At 56.3% G+C, this 15113-nt stretch carries 6 protein-coding genes, 2 tRNA genes and 3 rRNA genes; 4 read left to right on the top strand and 7 right to left on the bottom strand.

Features of this window, described 5'->3' with window-relative positions; translation table 11 throughout:
* Window position 1: 1 nt before the first annotated feature.
* From K7H94_RS04625 to K7H94_RS04605, 4 genes are all read left to right on the top strand, one after another.
* On the top strand, window positions 2-694 hold the full coding sequence (locus K7H94_RS04625; RefSeq protein ID WP_222951718.1) for a tRNA-uridine aminocarboxypropyltransferase: 693 nt from the start codon (window positions 2-4) through the stop codon (window positions 692-694).
* Between the two features lie 86 nt (window positions 695-780).
* Complete coding sequence (locus K7H94_RS04620; RefSeq protein WP_222952022.1) at window positions 781-3468, top strand: bifunctional acetate--CoA ligase family protein/GNAT family N-acetyltransferase; 2688 nt, start codon at window positions 781-783, stop codon at window positions 3466-3468.
* 83 nt (window positions 3469-3551) lie between these two features.
* Entirely contained in the window at window positions 3552-4910 is a 1359-nt protein-coding gene (gene pssA, locus K7H94_RS04610; RefSeq protein WP_176428114.1) for a CDP-diacylglycerol--serine O-phosphatidyltransferase, read from the top strand.
* Window positions 4911-4913: 3 nt separating this feature from the next.
* The gene (locus K7H94_RS04605; RefSeq protein WP_136547940.1) at window positions 4914-5234 is read left to right on the top strand and encodes a YfiM family lipoprotein; all 321 of its coding nucleotides are present in this window, start codon (window positions 4914-4916) and stop codon (window positions 5232-5234) included.
* On the opposite strand, the gene K7H94_RS04600 is transcribed toward K7H94_RS04605, so the two are convergent.
* The 7 genes from K7H94_RS04600 to clpB all read right to left on the bottom strand — a co-directional run bounded on the left by K7H94_RS04600 (window position 5235) and on the right by clpB (window position 15103).
* Entirely contained in the window at window positions 5235-6536 is a 1302-nt protein-coding gene (locus K7H94_RS04600; protein ID WP_021506458.1) for an MFS family transporter, read from the bottom strand.
* Window positions 6537-6747: 211 nt separating this feature from the next.
* Window positions 6748-6863 (bottom strand): 5S ribosomal RNA (gene rrf / locus K7H94_RS04595).
* A gap of 203 nt (window positions 6864-7066) precedes the next feature.
* Window positions 7067-9970 (bottom strand): 23S ribosomal RNA (locus tag K7H94_RS04590).
* Between the two features lie 202 nt (window positions 9971-10172).
* Window positions 10173-10248: transfer RNA gene (locus tag K7H94_RS04585), tRNA-Ala, on the bottom strand.
* Window positions 10249-10364: 116 nt separating this feature from the next.
* A tRNA-Ile gene (locus K7H94_RS04580) sits at window positions 10365-10441 on the bottom strand.
* 74 nt (window positions 10442-10515) lie between these two features.
* Window positions 10516-12057: ribosomal RNA gene (locus tag K7H94_RS04575) — 16S ribosomal RNA — on the bottom strand.
* The 16S, 23S and 5S rRNA genes sit together here with 2 tRNA genes alongside, the layout of an rRNA operon.
* 472 nt (window positions 12058-12529) lie before the next feature.
* A complete protein-coding gene (gene clpB / locus K7H94_RS04570; protein ID WP_088517859.1) occupies window positions 12530-15103 on the bottom strand; it encodes an ATP-dependent chaperone ClpB in 2574 nt (857 codons plus the stop codon).
* Window positions 15104-15113: the final 10 nt, after the last annotated feature.

The following is a 15113-nucleotide window of genomic DNA, read 5'->3' as shown; positions in this document are numbered from 1 at the left end:
TATGTCTGAAAATGCCGTCCTGCGCCTGCGCGCGCAGCGTTTAGCGCGTGCCACGCGCCCGTTTCTTGCCCGAGGCAACCGCGTGCTGCGCTGTCAGCGCTGCCTGCTGCCGCATAAAAACTGTCTGTGCGCGACCCTGCAGCCGCAACAGGCGCGCAGTCGGTTTTGTCTGGTGATGTTTGATACTGAACCAATGAAACCCAGTAATACCGGCCGGCTGATTGCCGACATTCTGCCGGAAACCCAGGCCTTTGGCTGGTCGCGCACCGAGCCCGACGCCGCGCTGCTGGCGGCGGTGCAGACGGCGGATTATGAGCCGATGGTGGTGTTTCCCGGTGCCTACGCCGATGCCGATCGCCAGGTGCTGACCACGCCGCCCACCGACGGCAAGCCCCCACTGTTTATTATGCTCGACGGCACCTGGACCGAAGCGCGCAAAATGTTCCGCAAAAGTCCGTGGCTGGATAGCTTTCCGGTGATGTCACTGAATGTGGCGACGCCGTCGCGCTACACGCTGCGCGAAGCCCACGCGCCGGGCCAGCACTGCACCGCCGAAGTGGCCGCCGCGCTGCTGGAACAGGCAGGTGACGCCCCGGCGGCGCAGGCGTTGCAGCAGCACTTTGAACGCTTTCGTCAGGCCTATCTGGCCGGTAAACCCCATCATCCAATACACGCGCAAGCAGATAATTTCTGAAGCTGGCTCGCAGCCTGACATCGACAAATCGGCAACCGGCGTAAAAGCGTTTACAATCATGCCAATCCCGAGAGCAGGAGCGAATGATGAGCCAACGTGGACTGGAAGCGCTGTTACGACCGAAATCAATTGCGGTGCTGGGTGCGTCGATAAAACCGGGCCGCGCTGGCTATCTGATGATGCGCAACCTGCTGGCGGGCGGCTTTGGCGGTCCGGTGTTGCCGGTCACGCCCAAATACAAGGCGGTCAGCGGCGTGCTGGCCTGGCCGGATGTGGCCAGCCTGCCCTTCGCCCCCGATCTGGCGATTATCTGCACCCACGCCAGACGCAATCTGGAACTTTTACAGCAGCTGGGAGAAAAAGGCTGTAAAGCCTGCATCATTCTCTCCGCGCCGGCCAGCCAGCTGGAGGCGCTGAAAGCCTGTGCCAGCCAGTGGCAGATGCGCCTGCTGGGCCCCAACAGTCTGGGCCTGTTAGCCCCCTGGCAGGGGCTGAATGCCAGCTTCTCACCGGTACCGATTGCGAAAGGACGCATCGCCTTTATTTCGCAATCGGCGGCGGTGTCCAACACCATTCTCGACTGGGCGCAACAGCGCAACCTGGGCTTTTCGTGGTTTATCGCCTTAGGCGACAGCCTGGATATTGACGTCGACGACCTGCTGGATTTTCTTGCACGCGATGGCAAAACCAGCGCCATTTTGCTCTACCTGGAACACCTGAGCGATGCCCGGCGCTTCGTTTCTGCCTCGCGTAGCGCAGCGCGTAATAAACCGATTCTGGTGATCAAAAGCGGTCGCAGCCACCAGGCTCAGGCGATGATCGGCACCGCCAGCGGACTGGATGCTGCCTGGGATGCCGCCATTCAGCGCGCCGGTCTGCTGCGCGTGCAGGACACGCATGAGCTGTTTTCCGCCGTGGAGTCGCTCAGCCACATGCGCCCGCTGCGCGGTGAGCGCCTGATGATTATCAGCAACGGCGCCGCTCCGGCAGCCCTGGCGCTGGATGAACTCTATGCGCGTAACGGCAAGCTGGCGACGCTGGATGAGCCCACGCTGCAGGCGCTGGCGGCCCTGCTGCCGGAGGGCATCGGGCGCGGTAATCCGCTGGATTTGAAAGATCATGCAACCCCCGCGCTGTACGTGGCCTGCGTAACACAGCTGCTCGACAGCCATGAACTGGATGCGCTGATGATTATTCATTCACCCAGCGCCGTCTCTCCGGCCAGTGAAACCGCCACGCAGATTATTGCGGCGGTGGCCGCGCATCCGCGGGGTAAGCAGGTGACGCTGCTGACCAACTGGTGCGGCGAACACTCTTCGCAGGAAGCCCGCCGCGCATTCACCCAGGCCGGCATTCCGACCTGGCGCACGCCAGAAGGCACGGTGACGGCATTCATGCACCAGGTTGAGTATCGGCGTAACCAGAAACAGCTACGCGAAACGCCAGCGCTGCCGCTGGGCCTGACGCAAAACAGCGCCGAGGCACATCAGCTGCTGCAACAGGCACTGGATAGCGGCATTACCACGCTGGATACGCACGAGGTGCAGCCCATACTTCAGGCTTACGGGCTGGCAACGCTGCCAACGTGGATCGCCAGCGACAGCCAGTCTGCCGCTAAGATTGCCGACCAGATTGGTTATCCGGTGGCGCTCAAGCTGCGCTCGCCGGATATTGCACATAAGTCGGATGTACAGGGCGTGATGCTCTATCTGCGCAGCGCGGCAGAAGTTGAACAGGCAGCAGACGCCATCTTCGATCGCGTGCGTGAAACGCATCCGCAGGCGCGCATTGACGGCCTGCTGGTGCAAAGTATGGCGAACCGCGCCGGTGCACAGGAGTTGCGGGTGGTGGTTGAGCATGACCCGCTGTTTGGCCCAATCATCATGCTGGGCGAAGGCGGTGTGGAATGGCAGCCGGACAAGCAGGCCGCCGTGGCGTTGCCGCCGCTGAATATGACGCTGGCGCGCTATCTGGTGATTCAGGCACTGAAGAGCGGCAAAGTGCGCAGCCGCAGTGCACTGCGACCGCTGGACATCACCGGTCTGAGTCAGCTGCTGGTGCAGGTATCAAACCTGGTGGTCGACTGTCCGGAGATTCAGCGGCTGGATATTCACCCGCTGCTGGCATCCGCCAATACCTTTACCCTGCTGGACGTGACGCTGCAGCTGGCTCCGTTTCATGGCGACAGTGAGGCGCGGCTGGCAATTCGTCCCTATCCGCACCATCTGGAAGAGCAGGTGCAGCTTAAAGATGGCCAGCGCTGCCTGTTTCGCCCGATTCTGCCGGAGGATGAACCGCAGCTACGTGCCTTCATCGCCCAGGTCACCAAAGAAGACCTTTACTATCGCTACTTCAGTGAGATCAATGAGTTTACCCACGACGATTTGGCGAACATGACGCAGATCGATTACGACCGGGAGATGGCGATTGTCGCAGTACGCCAGCATAACGGTGCTAATGAGATCATCGGCGTGACGCGCGCGATCTCCGATGCTGACAATATCGACGCAGAATTTTCGGTATTGGTGCGTTCTGACCTGAAGGGTCTGGGCATGGGCCGGCGGCTGCTGGAAAAGATGATCCGCTATACGCGCGATCACGGCCTGCAACAATTGAACGGTATCACCATGCCGCACAATACCGGCATGATTACCTTAGCGCGAAAACTCAATTTTCGTGTGAATATTCAACTGGATGATGGCATTGTCAGCCTGAATTTACCGCTGGCTGACACCGGCGACCTGGCTGTAGAGAAAGGTAAAAATCCTCCTTAACCGGCCGGTTGATGTTATTATTTACCGTTAGGATCATGATTTGATGGCAAAAGGCCATACAATGAACAGAGAAGAAGTGCACTGTGATGTTGTCTAAATTCAAACGCAATAAACACCAACAACACCTCGCACAGCTGCCTAAACTGTCACAGTCCGTGTCGGATGTGACCACGCTTTACTCGCCCGCCGAGTTTCGTGAAACCCTGCTGACGAAAATCGCTACGGCAGAAAAACGCATCTGCATCGCCGCGCTGTATCTGGAAAATGATGACGGCGGACGCAGCATTATGCAGGCGCTGTATGCAGCGCGTCAGGCGCGCCCGGAACTGGATGTCAGCATTCTGGTGGACTGGCATCGTGCGCAGCGCGGCCGTATCGGTGCCGCGCGCGGCCTGACCAACGCCGACTGGTATTGCGAAATGGCGGCGCAGCATCCCGATATCGCGATTCCGGTGTATGGCATTCCGGTGAACACCCGTGAAGCGCTCGGTGTGCTGCATCTGAAAGGCTTTATCATTGACGATACCCTGCTCTACAGCGGTGCCAGCCTGAACGATGTTTATCTGCATCAGCATGACAAATACCGTTATGACCGTTATCAGCTGATCCGTAATCCGCAGCTGGCGGACACCATGTTTCAGTGGATTGGTGAGAATCTCAAACATTCTGAGGCCGTTAACCGTCTCGACCAGGCCGAACGTCCCTCCAGCCCGGAAATCAAGAATGAAACCCGCCAGTTTCGTCAGGAGCTGCGCAGCTTCAACTATCAGTTTACCGGTGATGCCGGCAACGAATCACTGGCCGTCACGCCGCTGGTCGGGCTGGGTAAACGTAGCCTGCTGAACAAAACCATCTTCCATTTAATGCCCTGCGCCGAGCGTAAGCTCACGCTGTGCACGCCGTACTTTAACCTGCCGGCCATTCTGGTGCGCAATCTGATCCAGCTGCTGCGTCAGGGCAAAGAGGTCGAGATCATCGTTGGCGATAAAACCGCCAACGATTTCTACATTCCGCCACACGAGCCGTTCAAGATTATCGGTGCGCTGCCCTATCTGTATGAAATCAACCTGCGTCGCTTCCTCAGCCGGTTGCAGTATTACGTCAATAACGGCCAGCTGACGGTACGTTTGTGGAAAGATGGCGACAACAGCTATCACCTGAAAGGCATCTGGGTTGATGACGAGTGGATGATGATCACCGGTAATAACCTCAATCCGCGCGCCTGGCGACTCGATCTGGAAAATGCGGTGCTGATTCACGATCCGCTCAACCAGCTGGCAGAGCAGCGCGATAAGGAACTGGCGCTGATCCGTCAGCACACCACGGTGGTGAAACATTTCCGCGAGCTGGAGAGCATCTCTGATTATCCGGCAAAGGTGCGTAAGCTGATTCGCCGTCTGCGTCGCATCCGTATCGACCGCCTTATTAGCCGTCTGCTGTAGCCGATGCGTGCGCTCATCCTCTGTGCGGTATTACTGTGTAGCGGATGTGCGCATGTGGCGCAGGACAGCTGGACCGGCCAGGATAAAGCACAACACTTTTTCTCCTCTGCCGCTCTGGCTGCCGCCGGCAGTGAGATCTCTCAGCATCAACATCAGGGGCGCGGGCAAAATCTGCGCTTCGGCATGCTCTTTTCGCTGAGCTTCGGCGTAGCTAAAGAAGCCTGGGACAGCCGCCCTGCCGGGAGCGGCTGGAGCTGGAAAGATCTCAGCTGGGATGTCGCCGGTGCGGCCAGCGGCATTGCGCTGTGGAACCTGAGCCAGTAATCACAGCGCAATCCCCTTCCCTTTACGGTGCAGCATCAGCGATACCAGAAATGCCAGCGCGCCCATTGCCGAGACATACCAGAAGAAAGTGGTTTCGATGCCGTGCTTCTTCAGTAACAGCGCCACGTACTCGGCCGAACCGCCAAAGATAGCGTTAGCTACCGCATAGGAAAGCCCCACGCCGAGCGCCCGCACTTCCGGCGGGAACATCTCCGCTTTAAGAATGCCGCTGATCGCGGTGTAGAAACTGGTAATAATCAGCGCCAGCATCACCAGCACGAACGCCAGCCCGCTACTTTGCACATTCTGCAGCAACATCAAAATCGGCACGGTACAGATAGCCGCGCCAGCGCCGAAGATCATCATTGATGCCCGCCGGCCAATCTTATCTGACAGCGCGCCCACAATTGGCTGAATCAGCATGAATACCAGTAACGCGCCGGTCATCAACGCACTGGCGCTGCGCGCATCCATACCCGCCGTGTTCACCAGATATTTCTGCATGTAGGTTGTGAAGGTATAGAAGCTCAGCGATCCGCCGGCGGTAAAGCCAAGCACCATCAGGAAGGCGCGCGAATGGTTACGCAGCAGGCCAAGGATGCTACCGGCATCGCGATGTTCCCGGTGCTTTTTCTCGGAGGTTTCATTCAGTGAGCGACGCAACCACAGAGCGACCACGGCCAGAACCGCGCCAAGAAAGAACGGAATTCGCCAGCCCCAGCTGCGCAGCGCTTCATCACTGAGAATTTGTTGCAGTACCACGACCGTCAGCACGGCTAACAGCTGACCGCCAATCAGTGTGACGTACTGGAACGACGCGTAGAAGCCTTTGCGCCCTTCCAGTGCCACCTCACTCATGTAGGTAGCACTGGTACCATATTCACCGCCCACCGATAAGCCCTGAAACATGCGCGCCAGCAACAAAATCACCGGTGCCGCAATGCCGATTTCGCCATAGCCGGGTAAACAGGCGATGACCAGCGAACCAAAACACATCATGCATACCGAGATCAGCATCGAACTTTTTCGGCCGTGACGGTCCGCGATGTAGCCGAATAGCCAGCCACCGATGGGGCGCATTAAGAAGCCCGCCGCAAACACGCCGGCCGTTTGCAGCAGCTGGGTAGTGGTGTCGCCGGCCGGGAAAAATACATGAGCAAAATAGAGCGAGAAGAACGAGTAGACGTAGAAATCAAACCATTCGACCAGATTGCCGGACGACGCGCCGACAATGGCCCAGATGCGTTGTTTACTGACGGCTGCCGCTTCCGGCTGGGCCGATTTTTGTTGTAAGTCTGTCATCTTTTACCTCATTTCCTTGCGAAGAACATCGCTAAAGCAATGAGTAAAGCATCTGAGGACGGCGCGGGGGGATTGGTGCCCGTTCAGGATGACAAAATGTGACAGAGCTGGAGTTTTAAGGAGAGATTTTGCAGAGGATTAAGTGGATTTGGCGATCGCCAGACGTAAAGAAGCCCCGGACTCTCGTCCGGGGCTTCTTTACGGGTTTGATGCCTGGCAGTTCCCTACTCTCGCATGGGGAGGCCCCACACTACCATCGGCGCTACGGCGTTTCACTTCTGAGTTCGGCATGGGGTCAGGTGGGACCACCGCGCTGTTGCCGCCAGGCAAATTCTGGTGCGCGAAACGAATCTTTTTCACTGATGCCGCGTTGGCCGCCCTCGTAAAGTCAGTCACATACTCGTGTATGCTCCTTCCTTTCCTTCGCCCTGCCGCCTTGCCTCAGCGCAAAATCTTTCGTTTCCGCTAATTTTTCCGTCACAAGCTGAAAATTCTTTCGGTCTCTCAGACCAAAACGCCTCTGGCGTTGTAAGGTTAAGCCTCACGGGTCATTAGTACCGGTTAGCTCAACGCATCGCTGCGCTTACACACCCGGCCTATCAACGTCGTCGTCTTCAACGTCCCTTCAGGACCCTTAAAGGGTCAGGGAGAACTCATCTCGGGGCAAGTTTCGTGCTTAGATGCTTTCAGCACTTATCTCTTCCGCACTTAGCTACCGGGCAGTGCCATTGGCATGACAACCCGAACACCAGCGGTGCGTTCACTCCGGTCCTCTCGTACTAGGAGCAACCCCCCTCAATTCTCCAGCGCCCACGGCAGATAGGGACCGAACTGTCTCACGACGTTCTAAACCCAGCTCGCGTACCACTTTAAACGGCGAACAGCCGTACCCTTGGGACCTACTTCAGCCCCAGGATGTGATGAGCCGACATCGAGGTGCCAAACACCGCCGTCGATATGAACTCTTGGGCGGTATCAGCCTGTTATCCCCGGAGTACCTTTTATCCGTTGAGCGATGGCCCTTCCATTCAGAACCACCGGATCACTATGACCTGCTTTCGCACCTGCTCGAGCCGTCACTCTCGCAGTCAAGCTGGCTTATGCCATTGCACTAACCTCCTGATGTCCGACCAGGATTAGCCAACCTTCGTGCTCCTCCGTTACGCTTTGGGAGGAGACCGCCCCAGTCAAACTACCCACCAGACACTGTCCGCAGCCCGGGTAACGGGCCTACGTTAGAACATCAAACATTAAAGGGTGGTATTTCAAGGTTGGCTCCACGCAGACTGGCGTCCGCGCTTCAAAGCCTCCCACCTATCCTACACATCAAGGCTCAATGTTCAGTGTCAAGCTATAGTAAAGGTTCACGGGGTCTTTCCGTCTTGCCGCGGGTACACTGCATCTTCACAGCGATTTCAATTTCACTGAGTCTCGGGTGGAGACAGCCTGGCCATCATTACGCCATTCGTGCAGGTCGGAACTTACCCGACAAGGAATTTCGCTACCTTAGGACCGTTATAGTTACGGCCGCCGTTTACCGGGGCTTCGATCAAGAGCTTCTCCTTGCGGATAACCCCATCAATTAACCTTCCGGCACCGGGCAGGCGTCACACCGTATACGTCCACTTTCGTGTTTGCACAGTGCTGTGTTTTTAATAAACAGTTGCAGCCAGCTGGTATCTTCGACTGGCCTCGGCTCCGGGAGCAAGTCCCTTCACCTACGCGCCAGCGTGCCTTCTCCCGAAGTTACGGCACCATTTTGCCTAGTTCCTTCACCCGAGTTCTCTCAAGCGCCTTGGTATTCTCTACCTGACCACCTGTGTCGGTTTGGGGTACGATTTCGTGTTACCTGGAGCTTAGAGGCTTTTCCTGGAAGCAGGGCATCAGTTACTTCACCGCCGTGGCGGCTCGTCGTCACGCCTCAGTGTTAAAGAAGACCGGATTTGCCTGGTCTTCACACCTGCACGCTTAAACCGGGACAACCGTCGCCCGGATAACCTAGCCTTCTCCGTCCCCCCTTCGCAGTAACACCAAGTACAGGAATATTAACCTGTTTCCCATCGACTACGCTTTTCAGCCTCGCCTTAGGGGTCGACTCACCCTGCCCCGATTAACGTTGGACAGGAACCCTTGGTCTTCCGGCGAGCGGGCTTTTCACCCGCTTTATCGTTACTTATGTCAGCATTCGCACTTCTGATACCTCCAGCGTGCCTCACAGCACACCTTCAGCGGCTTACAGAACGCTCCCCTACCCAACAACACATAGTGTCGCTGCCGCAGCTTCGGTGCATGGTTTAGCCCCGTTACATCTTCCGCGCAGGCCGACTCGACCAGTGAGCTATTACGCTTTCTTTAAATGATGGCTGCTTCTAAGCCAACATCCTGGCTGTCTGTGCCTTCCCACATCGTTTCCCACTTAACCATGACTTTGGGACCTTAGCTGGCGGTCTGGGTTGTTTCCCTCTTCACGACGGACGTTAGCACCCGCCGTGTGTCTCCCGTGATAACATTCTCCGGTATTCGCAGTTTGCATCGGGTTGGTAAGCCGGGATGGCCCCCTAGCCGAAACAGTGCTCTACCCCCGGAGATGAGTTCACGAGGCGCTACCTAAATAGCTTTCGGGGAGAACCAGCTATCTCCCGGTTTGATTGGCCTTTCACCCCCAGCCACAAGTCATCCGCTAATTTTTCAACATTAGTCGGTTCGGTCCTCCAGTTAGTGTTACCCAACCTTCAACCTGCCCATGGCTAGATCACCGGGTTTCGGGTCTATACCCTGCAACTTAACGCCCAATTAAGACTCGGTTTCCCTTCGGCTCCCCTATGCGGTTAACCTTGCTACAGAATATAAGTCGCTGACCCATTATACAAAAGGTACGCAGTCACCTAACAAGTAGGCTCCCACTGCTTGTACGTACACGGTTTCAGGTTCTGTTTCACTCCCCTCGCTGGGGTTCTTTTCGCCTTTCCCTCACGGTACTGGTTCACTATCGGTCAGTCAGGAGTATTTAGCCTTGGAGGATGGTCCCCCCATATTCAGACAGGATACCACGTGTCCCGCCCTACTCGTCGGACTCACAACTCATGCATCTTCGTGTACGGGGCTGTCACCCGGTATCGCGCGACTTTCCAGACGCTTCCACTGATGCACAAGCTGATTCAGGTCCTGGGCTGCTCCCCGTTCGCTCGCCGCTACTGGGGGAATCTCGGTTGATTTCTTTTCCTCGGGGTACTTAGATGTTTCAGTTCCCCCGGTTCGCCTCGTTAACCTATGTATTCAGTTAACGATAATGCACAAGTGCACTGGGTTTCCCCATTCGGACATCGACGGCTGTAGCGGTTCATATCACCTTACCGTCGCTTTTCGCAGATTAGCACGTCCTTCATCGCCTCTGACTGCCAGGGCATCCACCGTGTACGCTTAGTCGCTTAACCTCACAACCCACAGGCGTTTTGCAACGCTGCGGACTGCAAGCATTTGAGAGACCCGAACACATCGTAAATTTCATTCTTATTACGGAGAATGAACACGACGTGTCGTTTCAATTTTCAGCTTGTTCCGGATTGTTAAAGAGCAATAACTTCGCAATGCATTCAGTAAATGCATTCTGAAGTTGTATCAACGCGGGTTCGTTGATGGTGGAGCTAAGCGGGATCGAACCGCTGACCTCCTGCGTGCAAGGCAGGCGCTCTCCCAGCTGAGCTATAGCCCCGATGAGTGTTGTAAAACGCATGAGTACCAAGGAGAATCATTTTTCAGGCAAGGCGCAGTGTCGCGACGCATAGTCTTCTATGCGAGCGGCGCTGTAACGCAGCATGAGAAATGATTTGGTAGGCCTGAGTGGACTTGAACCACCGACCTCACCCTTATCAGGGGTGCGCTCTAACCACCTGAGCTACAAGCCTGCAGGCGTTTTACGCTCTTCTCTAAAGTTCATCAGACAATCTGTGTGAGCACTTCGCGGGAAGGTATCTTCAGGTAAGGAGGTGATCCAACCGCAGGTTCCCCTACGGTTACCTTGTTACGACTTCACCCCAGTCATGAATCACAAAGTGGTAAGCGCCCTCCCGAAGGTTAAGCTACCTACTTCTTTTGCAACCCACTCCCATGGTGTGACGGGCGGTGTGTACAAGGCCCGGGAACGTATTCACCGTAGCATTCTGATCTACGATTACTAGCGATTCCGACTTCATGGAGTCGAGTTGCAGACTCCAATCCGGACTACGACGCACTTTATGAGGTCCGCTTGCTCTCGCGAGGTCGCTTCTCTTTGTATGCGCCATTGTAGCACGTGTGTAGCCCTGGCCGTAAGGGCCATGATGACTTGACGTCATCCCCACCTTCCTCCGGTTTATCACCGGCAGTCTCCTTTGAGTTCCCGGCCGAGCCGCTGGCAACAAAGGATAAGGGTTGCGCTCGTTGCGGGACTTAACCCAACATTTCACAACACGAGCTGACGACAGCCATGCAGCACCTGTCTCAGAGTTCCCGAAGGCACCAAAGCATCTCTGCTAAGTTCTCTGGATGTCAAGGCCAGGTAAGGTTCTTCGCGTTGCATCGAATTAAACCACATGCTCCACCGCTTGTGCGGGCCCCCGTCAATTCATTTGAGTTTTAACCTTGCGGCCGTACTCCCCAGGCGGTCGACTTAACGCGTTAGCTCCGGAAGCCACGCCTCAAGGGCACAACCTCCAAGTCGACATCGTTTACGGCGTGGACTACCAGGGTATCTAATCCTGTTTGCTCCCCACGCTTTCGCACCTGAGCGTCAGTCTTCGTCCAGGGGGCCGCCTTCGCCACCGGTATTCCTCCAGATCTCTACGCATTTCACCGCTACACCTGGAATTCTACCCCCCTCTACGAGACTCAAGCCTGCCAGTTTCAAATGCAGTTCCCAGGTTAAGCCCGGGGATTTCACATCTGACTTAACAGACCGCCTGCGTGCGCTTTACGCCCAGTAATTCCGATTAACGCTTGCACCCTCCGTATTACCGCGGCTGCTGGCACGGAGTTAGCCGGTGCTTCTTCTGCGGGTAACGTCAATCGGCAAGGTTATTAACCTCACCGCCTTCCTCCCCGCTGAAAGTACTTTACAACCCGAAGGCCTTCTTCATACACGCGGCATGGCTGCATCAGGCTTGCGCCCATTGTGCAATATTCCCCACTGCTGCCTCCCGTAGGAGTCTGGACCGTGTCTCAGTTCCAGTGTGGCTGGTCATCCTCTCAGACCAGCTAGGGATCGTCGCCTAGGTGAGCCATTACCCCACCTACTAGCTAATCCCATCTGGGCACATCCGATGGTGTGAGGCCCGAAGGTCCCCCACTTTGGTCTCGCGACGTTATGCGGTATTAGCTACCGTTTCCAGTAGTTATCCCCCTCCATCGGGCAGTTTCCCAGACATTACTCACCCGTCCGCCACTCGCCACCCAAAGAGCAAGCTCTTCTGTGCTGCCGTTCGACTTGCATGTGTTAGGCCTGCCGCCAGCGTTCAATCTGAGCCATGATCAAACTCTTCAATTTAAAGTTTGATTTGCTGCAACCAGTGCAGCGATGCTCTGTGAATTAAACTTCGTAATGAATTACGTGTTCACTCAGCAAAGACTTGATATTTTTTACGTCCGGAGACGCTGATATCAATCCTGCGAGTGCCCACACAGATTGTCTGATAAATTGTTAAAGAGCGGTGCGACGCGGCGTTCGGCCTGCTGTCGCGAGGTGGCGTATATTACGCTTTCCTCCTTCAGAGTCAAACACTTTTTTCAGCGTTTTTCTCCGGCGGGGTGAATCGCTTCACGCCCTGCTGAGCCGTCTGCGTTGCCGCTTTGCCGTCTCAGTGGTGGCGCATTATAGGGACTTCGTTTCGCCTGACAAGCGCTAATTTGCAGTTTTTGCGCGACCGCTCACTTTCCAGGCAACACGTTGCAAAAACCAGCTGATTCTTGCGAAACAGCATAAAAAAACGGGCCCTGAGGCCCGTTTTTGTCACCTTGCGTTATTGATGTGCGACGATGGCATCGTCCTGCACATCCATTTCGATGGTTTTTCCCGGAACCAGCGCGCCAGACAAAATCTTCTGCGCCAGCGGGTTTTCAATCTGCTGCTGAATAGCCCGTTTCAATGGCCGCGCGCCATAAACCGGATCGTAACCATTTTCGCCCAGCAGTTTCAGCGCCGCGTCGGAAATGTGCAGCTGATAACCGCGCTCTTCCAGACGCTGATACAGCCGCTGCAGCTGAATCTGCGCAATCGAGGCAATATGTTTTTCACCCAGCGGATGGAATACCACCACCTCATCAATACGGTTGATAAACTCCGGACGGAAATGGTGTCCGACGACCGTCATCACCACATCTTTCATTTCCGCGTAATCAAGCGCGCCGAAACGTTCCTGAATCAGATCCGAACCGAGGTTAGATGTCATGATCACCACGGTATTGCGGAAGTCCACGGTGCGCCCCTGACCATCGGTCAGACGCCCATCGTCCAGCACCTGCAGCAGAATGTTGAACACATCCGGATGCGCTTTTTCCACCTCATCCAGCAAAATCACCGAGTAAGGGCGACGACGCACCGCCTCTGTCAGGTAACCGCCCTCTTCATAACCGACGTAGCCAGGAGGTGCCCCGACCAGACGCGACACCGAATGTTTCTCCATGAATTCCGACATATCGATACGCACCATCGCGTCGTCGCTATCGAACAGGAAATTAGCCAGCGCCTTACACAGCTCGGTTTTACCGACACCGGTCGGTCCAAGGAACAGGAACGATCCGATTGGCCGGTTCGGGTCAGACAAACCGGCGCGGCTACGGCGAATGGCGTTCGATACTGCTTCAACCGCTTCGTCCTGGCCGATAACCCGGGCATGCAGCTCCTGCTCCATCCGCAACAGTTTATCGCGCTCGCCTTCCATCATGCGGGCCACCGGAATACCGGTCCAGCGCGCCAGCACATCGGCGATCTCGACATCCGTTACGCGGTTGCGTAACAGCTTCATGGTTTTACCTTCAGCCTGCGTGGCGCTTGCCAGCTGTTTTTCCAGCTCCGGAATTTTGCCGTACTGCAGTTCCGACATCTGGCCAAGGTCACCCACACGCCGAGCCTGCTCCATAGCCAGACGCGCCTGCTCCAGCTCGGCTTTGATGTTTTGCGTGCCGGTCAGCGAGGCTTTTTCCGCTTTCCACTCTTCTTCGAGCTCAGCATATTCGCGCTCTTTCTGATCCAGCTCGCTTTCCAGCATCTCCAGACGCTTAACGCTGGCGTCATCCGATTCTTTCTTCAGCGCCTGCTGCTCCAGTTTGAGCTGGATGATGCGCCGTTCGAGACGATCGAGCGGTTCCGGCTTGGAGTCAATCTGCAAACGAATACTCGACGCCGCCTCATCAATCAGGTCGATGGCTTTGTCCGGCAACTGGCGATCGGCAATATAGCGGTGCGACAACGTTGCCGCAGCGACAATCGCCGGATCGGTAATTTGCACATGGTGATGCAGCTCATAACGCTCTTTCAGGCCACGCAGAATGGCGATGGTGTCTTCCACGCTCGGTTCGGCGACGAACACTTTCTGGAAACGGCGCTCCAGCGCGGCATCTTTCTCAATGTACTGGCGATATTCATCCAGCGTGGTGGCACCCACGCAGTGCAGTTCACCGCGTGCCAGCGCCGGCTTCAGCATGTTGCCGGCATCCATCGCGCCGTCGGCTTTACCTGCGCCGACCATGGTATGCAGCTCATCGATAAACAGAATGACGTTGCCTTCCTGCTTGGCGAGGTCGTTCAGTACGCCTTTCAGGCGCTCTTCAAACTCGCCGCGATATTTCGCGCCGGCCACCAGCGCGCCCATATCCAGCGCCAGTACGCGCCGGCCTTTCAGCCCTTCCGGCACTTCGCCGTTAATGATGCGCTGCGCCAGCCCTTCAACGATGGCGGTTTTACCGACGCCCGGTTCACCGATAAGCACCGGGTTGTTTTTGGTACGGCGCTGCAATACCTGAATGGTGCGGCGAATCTCTTCGTCACGCCCGATAACCGGATCTAACTTGCCGAGCTCAGCGCGCTCCGTCAGATCGATGGTGTATTTTTTCAAAGCCTGGCGCTGATCTTCAGCCCCCTGATCGTTCACGTTTTCCCCTCCCCGCAGTTGCTCGATGGCCTTAGCGAGTTTGTCTGCCGTGGCACCGGCAGACTTCAGTAAGTCCGCCAGCGAGCCGCGCGATTCGAGGGCCGCCAGAACAAATAATTCAGATGAAATAAAGTTGTCGCCGCGCTTTTGCGCCAGCTTGTCGCACAGATTCAGTACCCGGACCAAATCCGCTGATGGCTGAACGTCGCCGTCGGTCCCTTCGACCTGTGGCAAACGATTGATGGCTTGTTCGATGCTGGTACGCAGGCTAGCGACATCCGCCCCCGCCGCACTGAGCAGCGGACGTACCGATCCACCCTCCTGGTTGAGCAGCGCGCTCATCAGGTGCAGGGGTTCGATGAATTGATTATCGTGTCCCAGAGCAAGGGACTGTGCATCGGCCAGGGCCAACTGGAATTTATTGGTAAGACGATCCAGACGCATGATTCCTCCC

The organism is Pantoea dispersa, from assembly GCF_019890955.1.
GTDB lineage: Bacteria > Pseudomonadota > Gammaproteobacteria > Enterobacterales > Enterobacteriaceae > Pantoea > Pantoea dispersa.
Note: the sequence above shows the minus strand (reverse complement) of the source record. Positions and strands in the feature narration are given on the sequence as shown.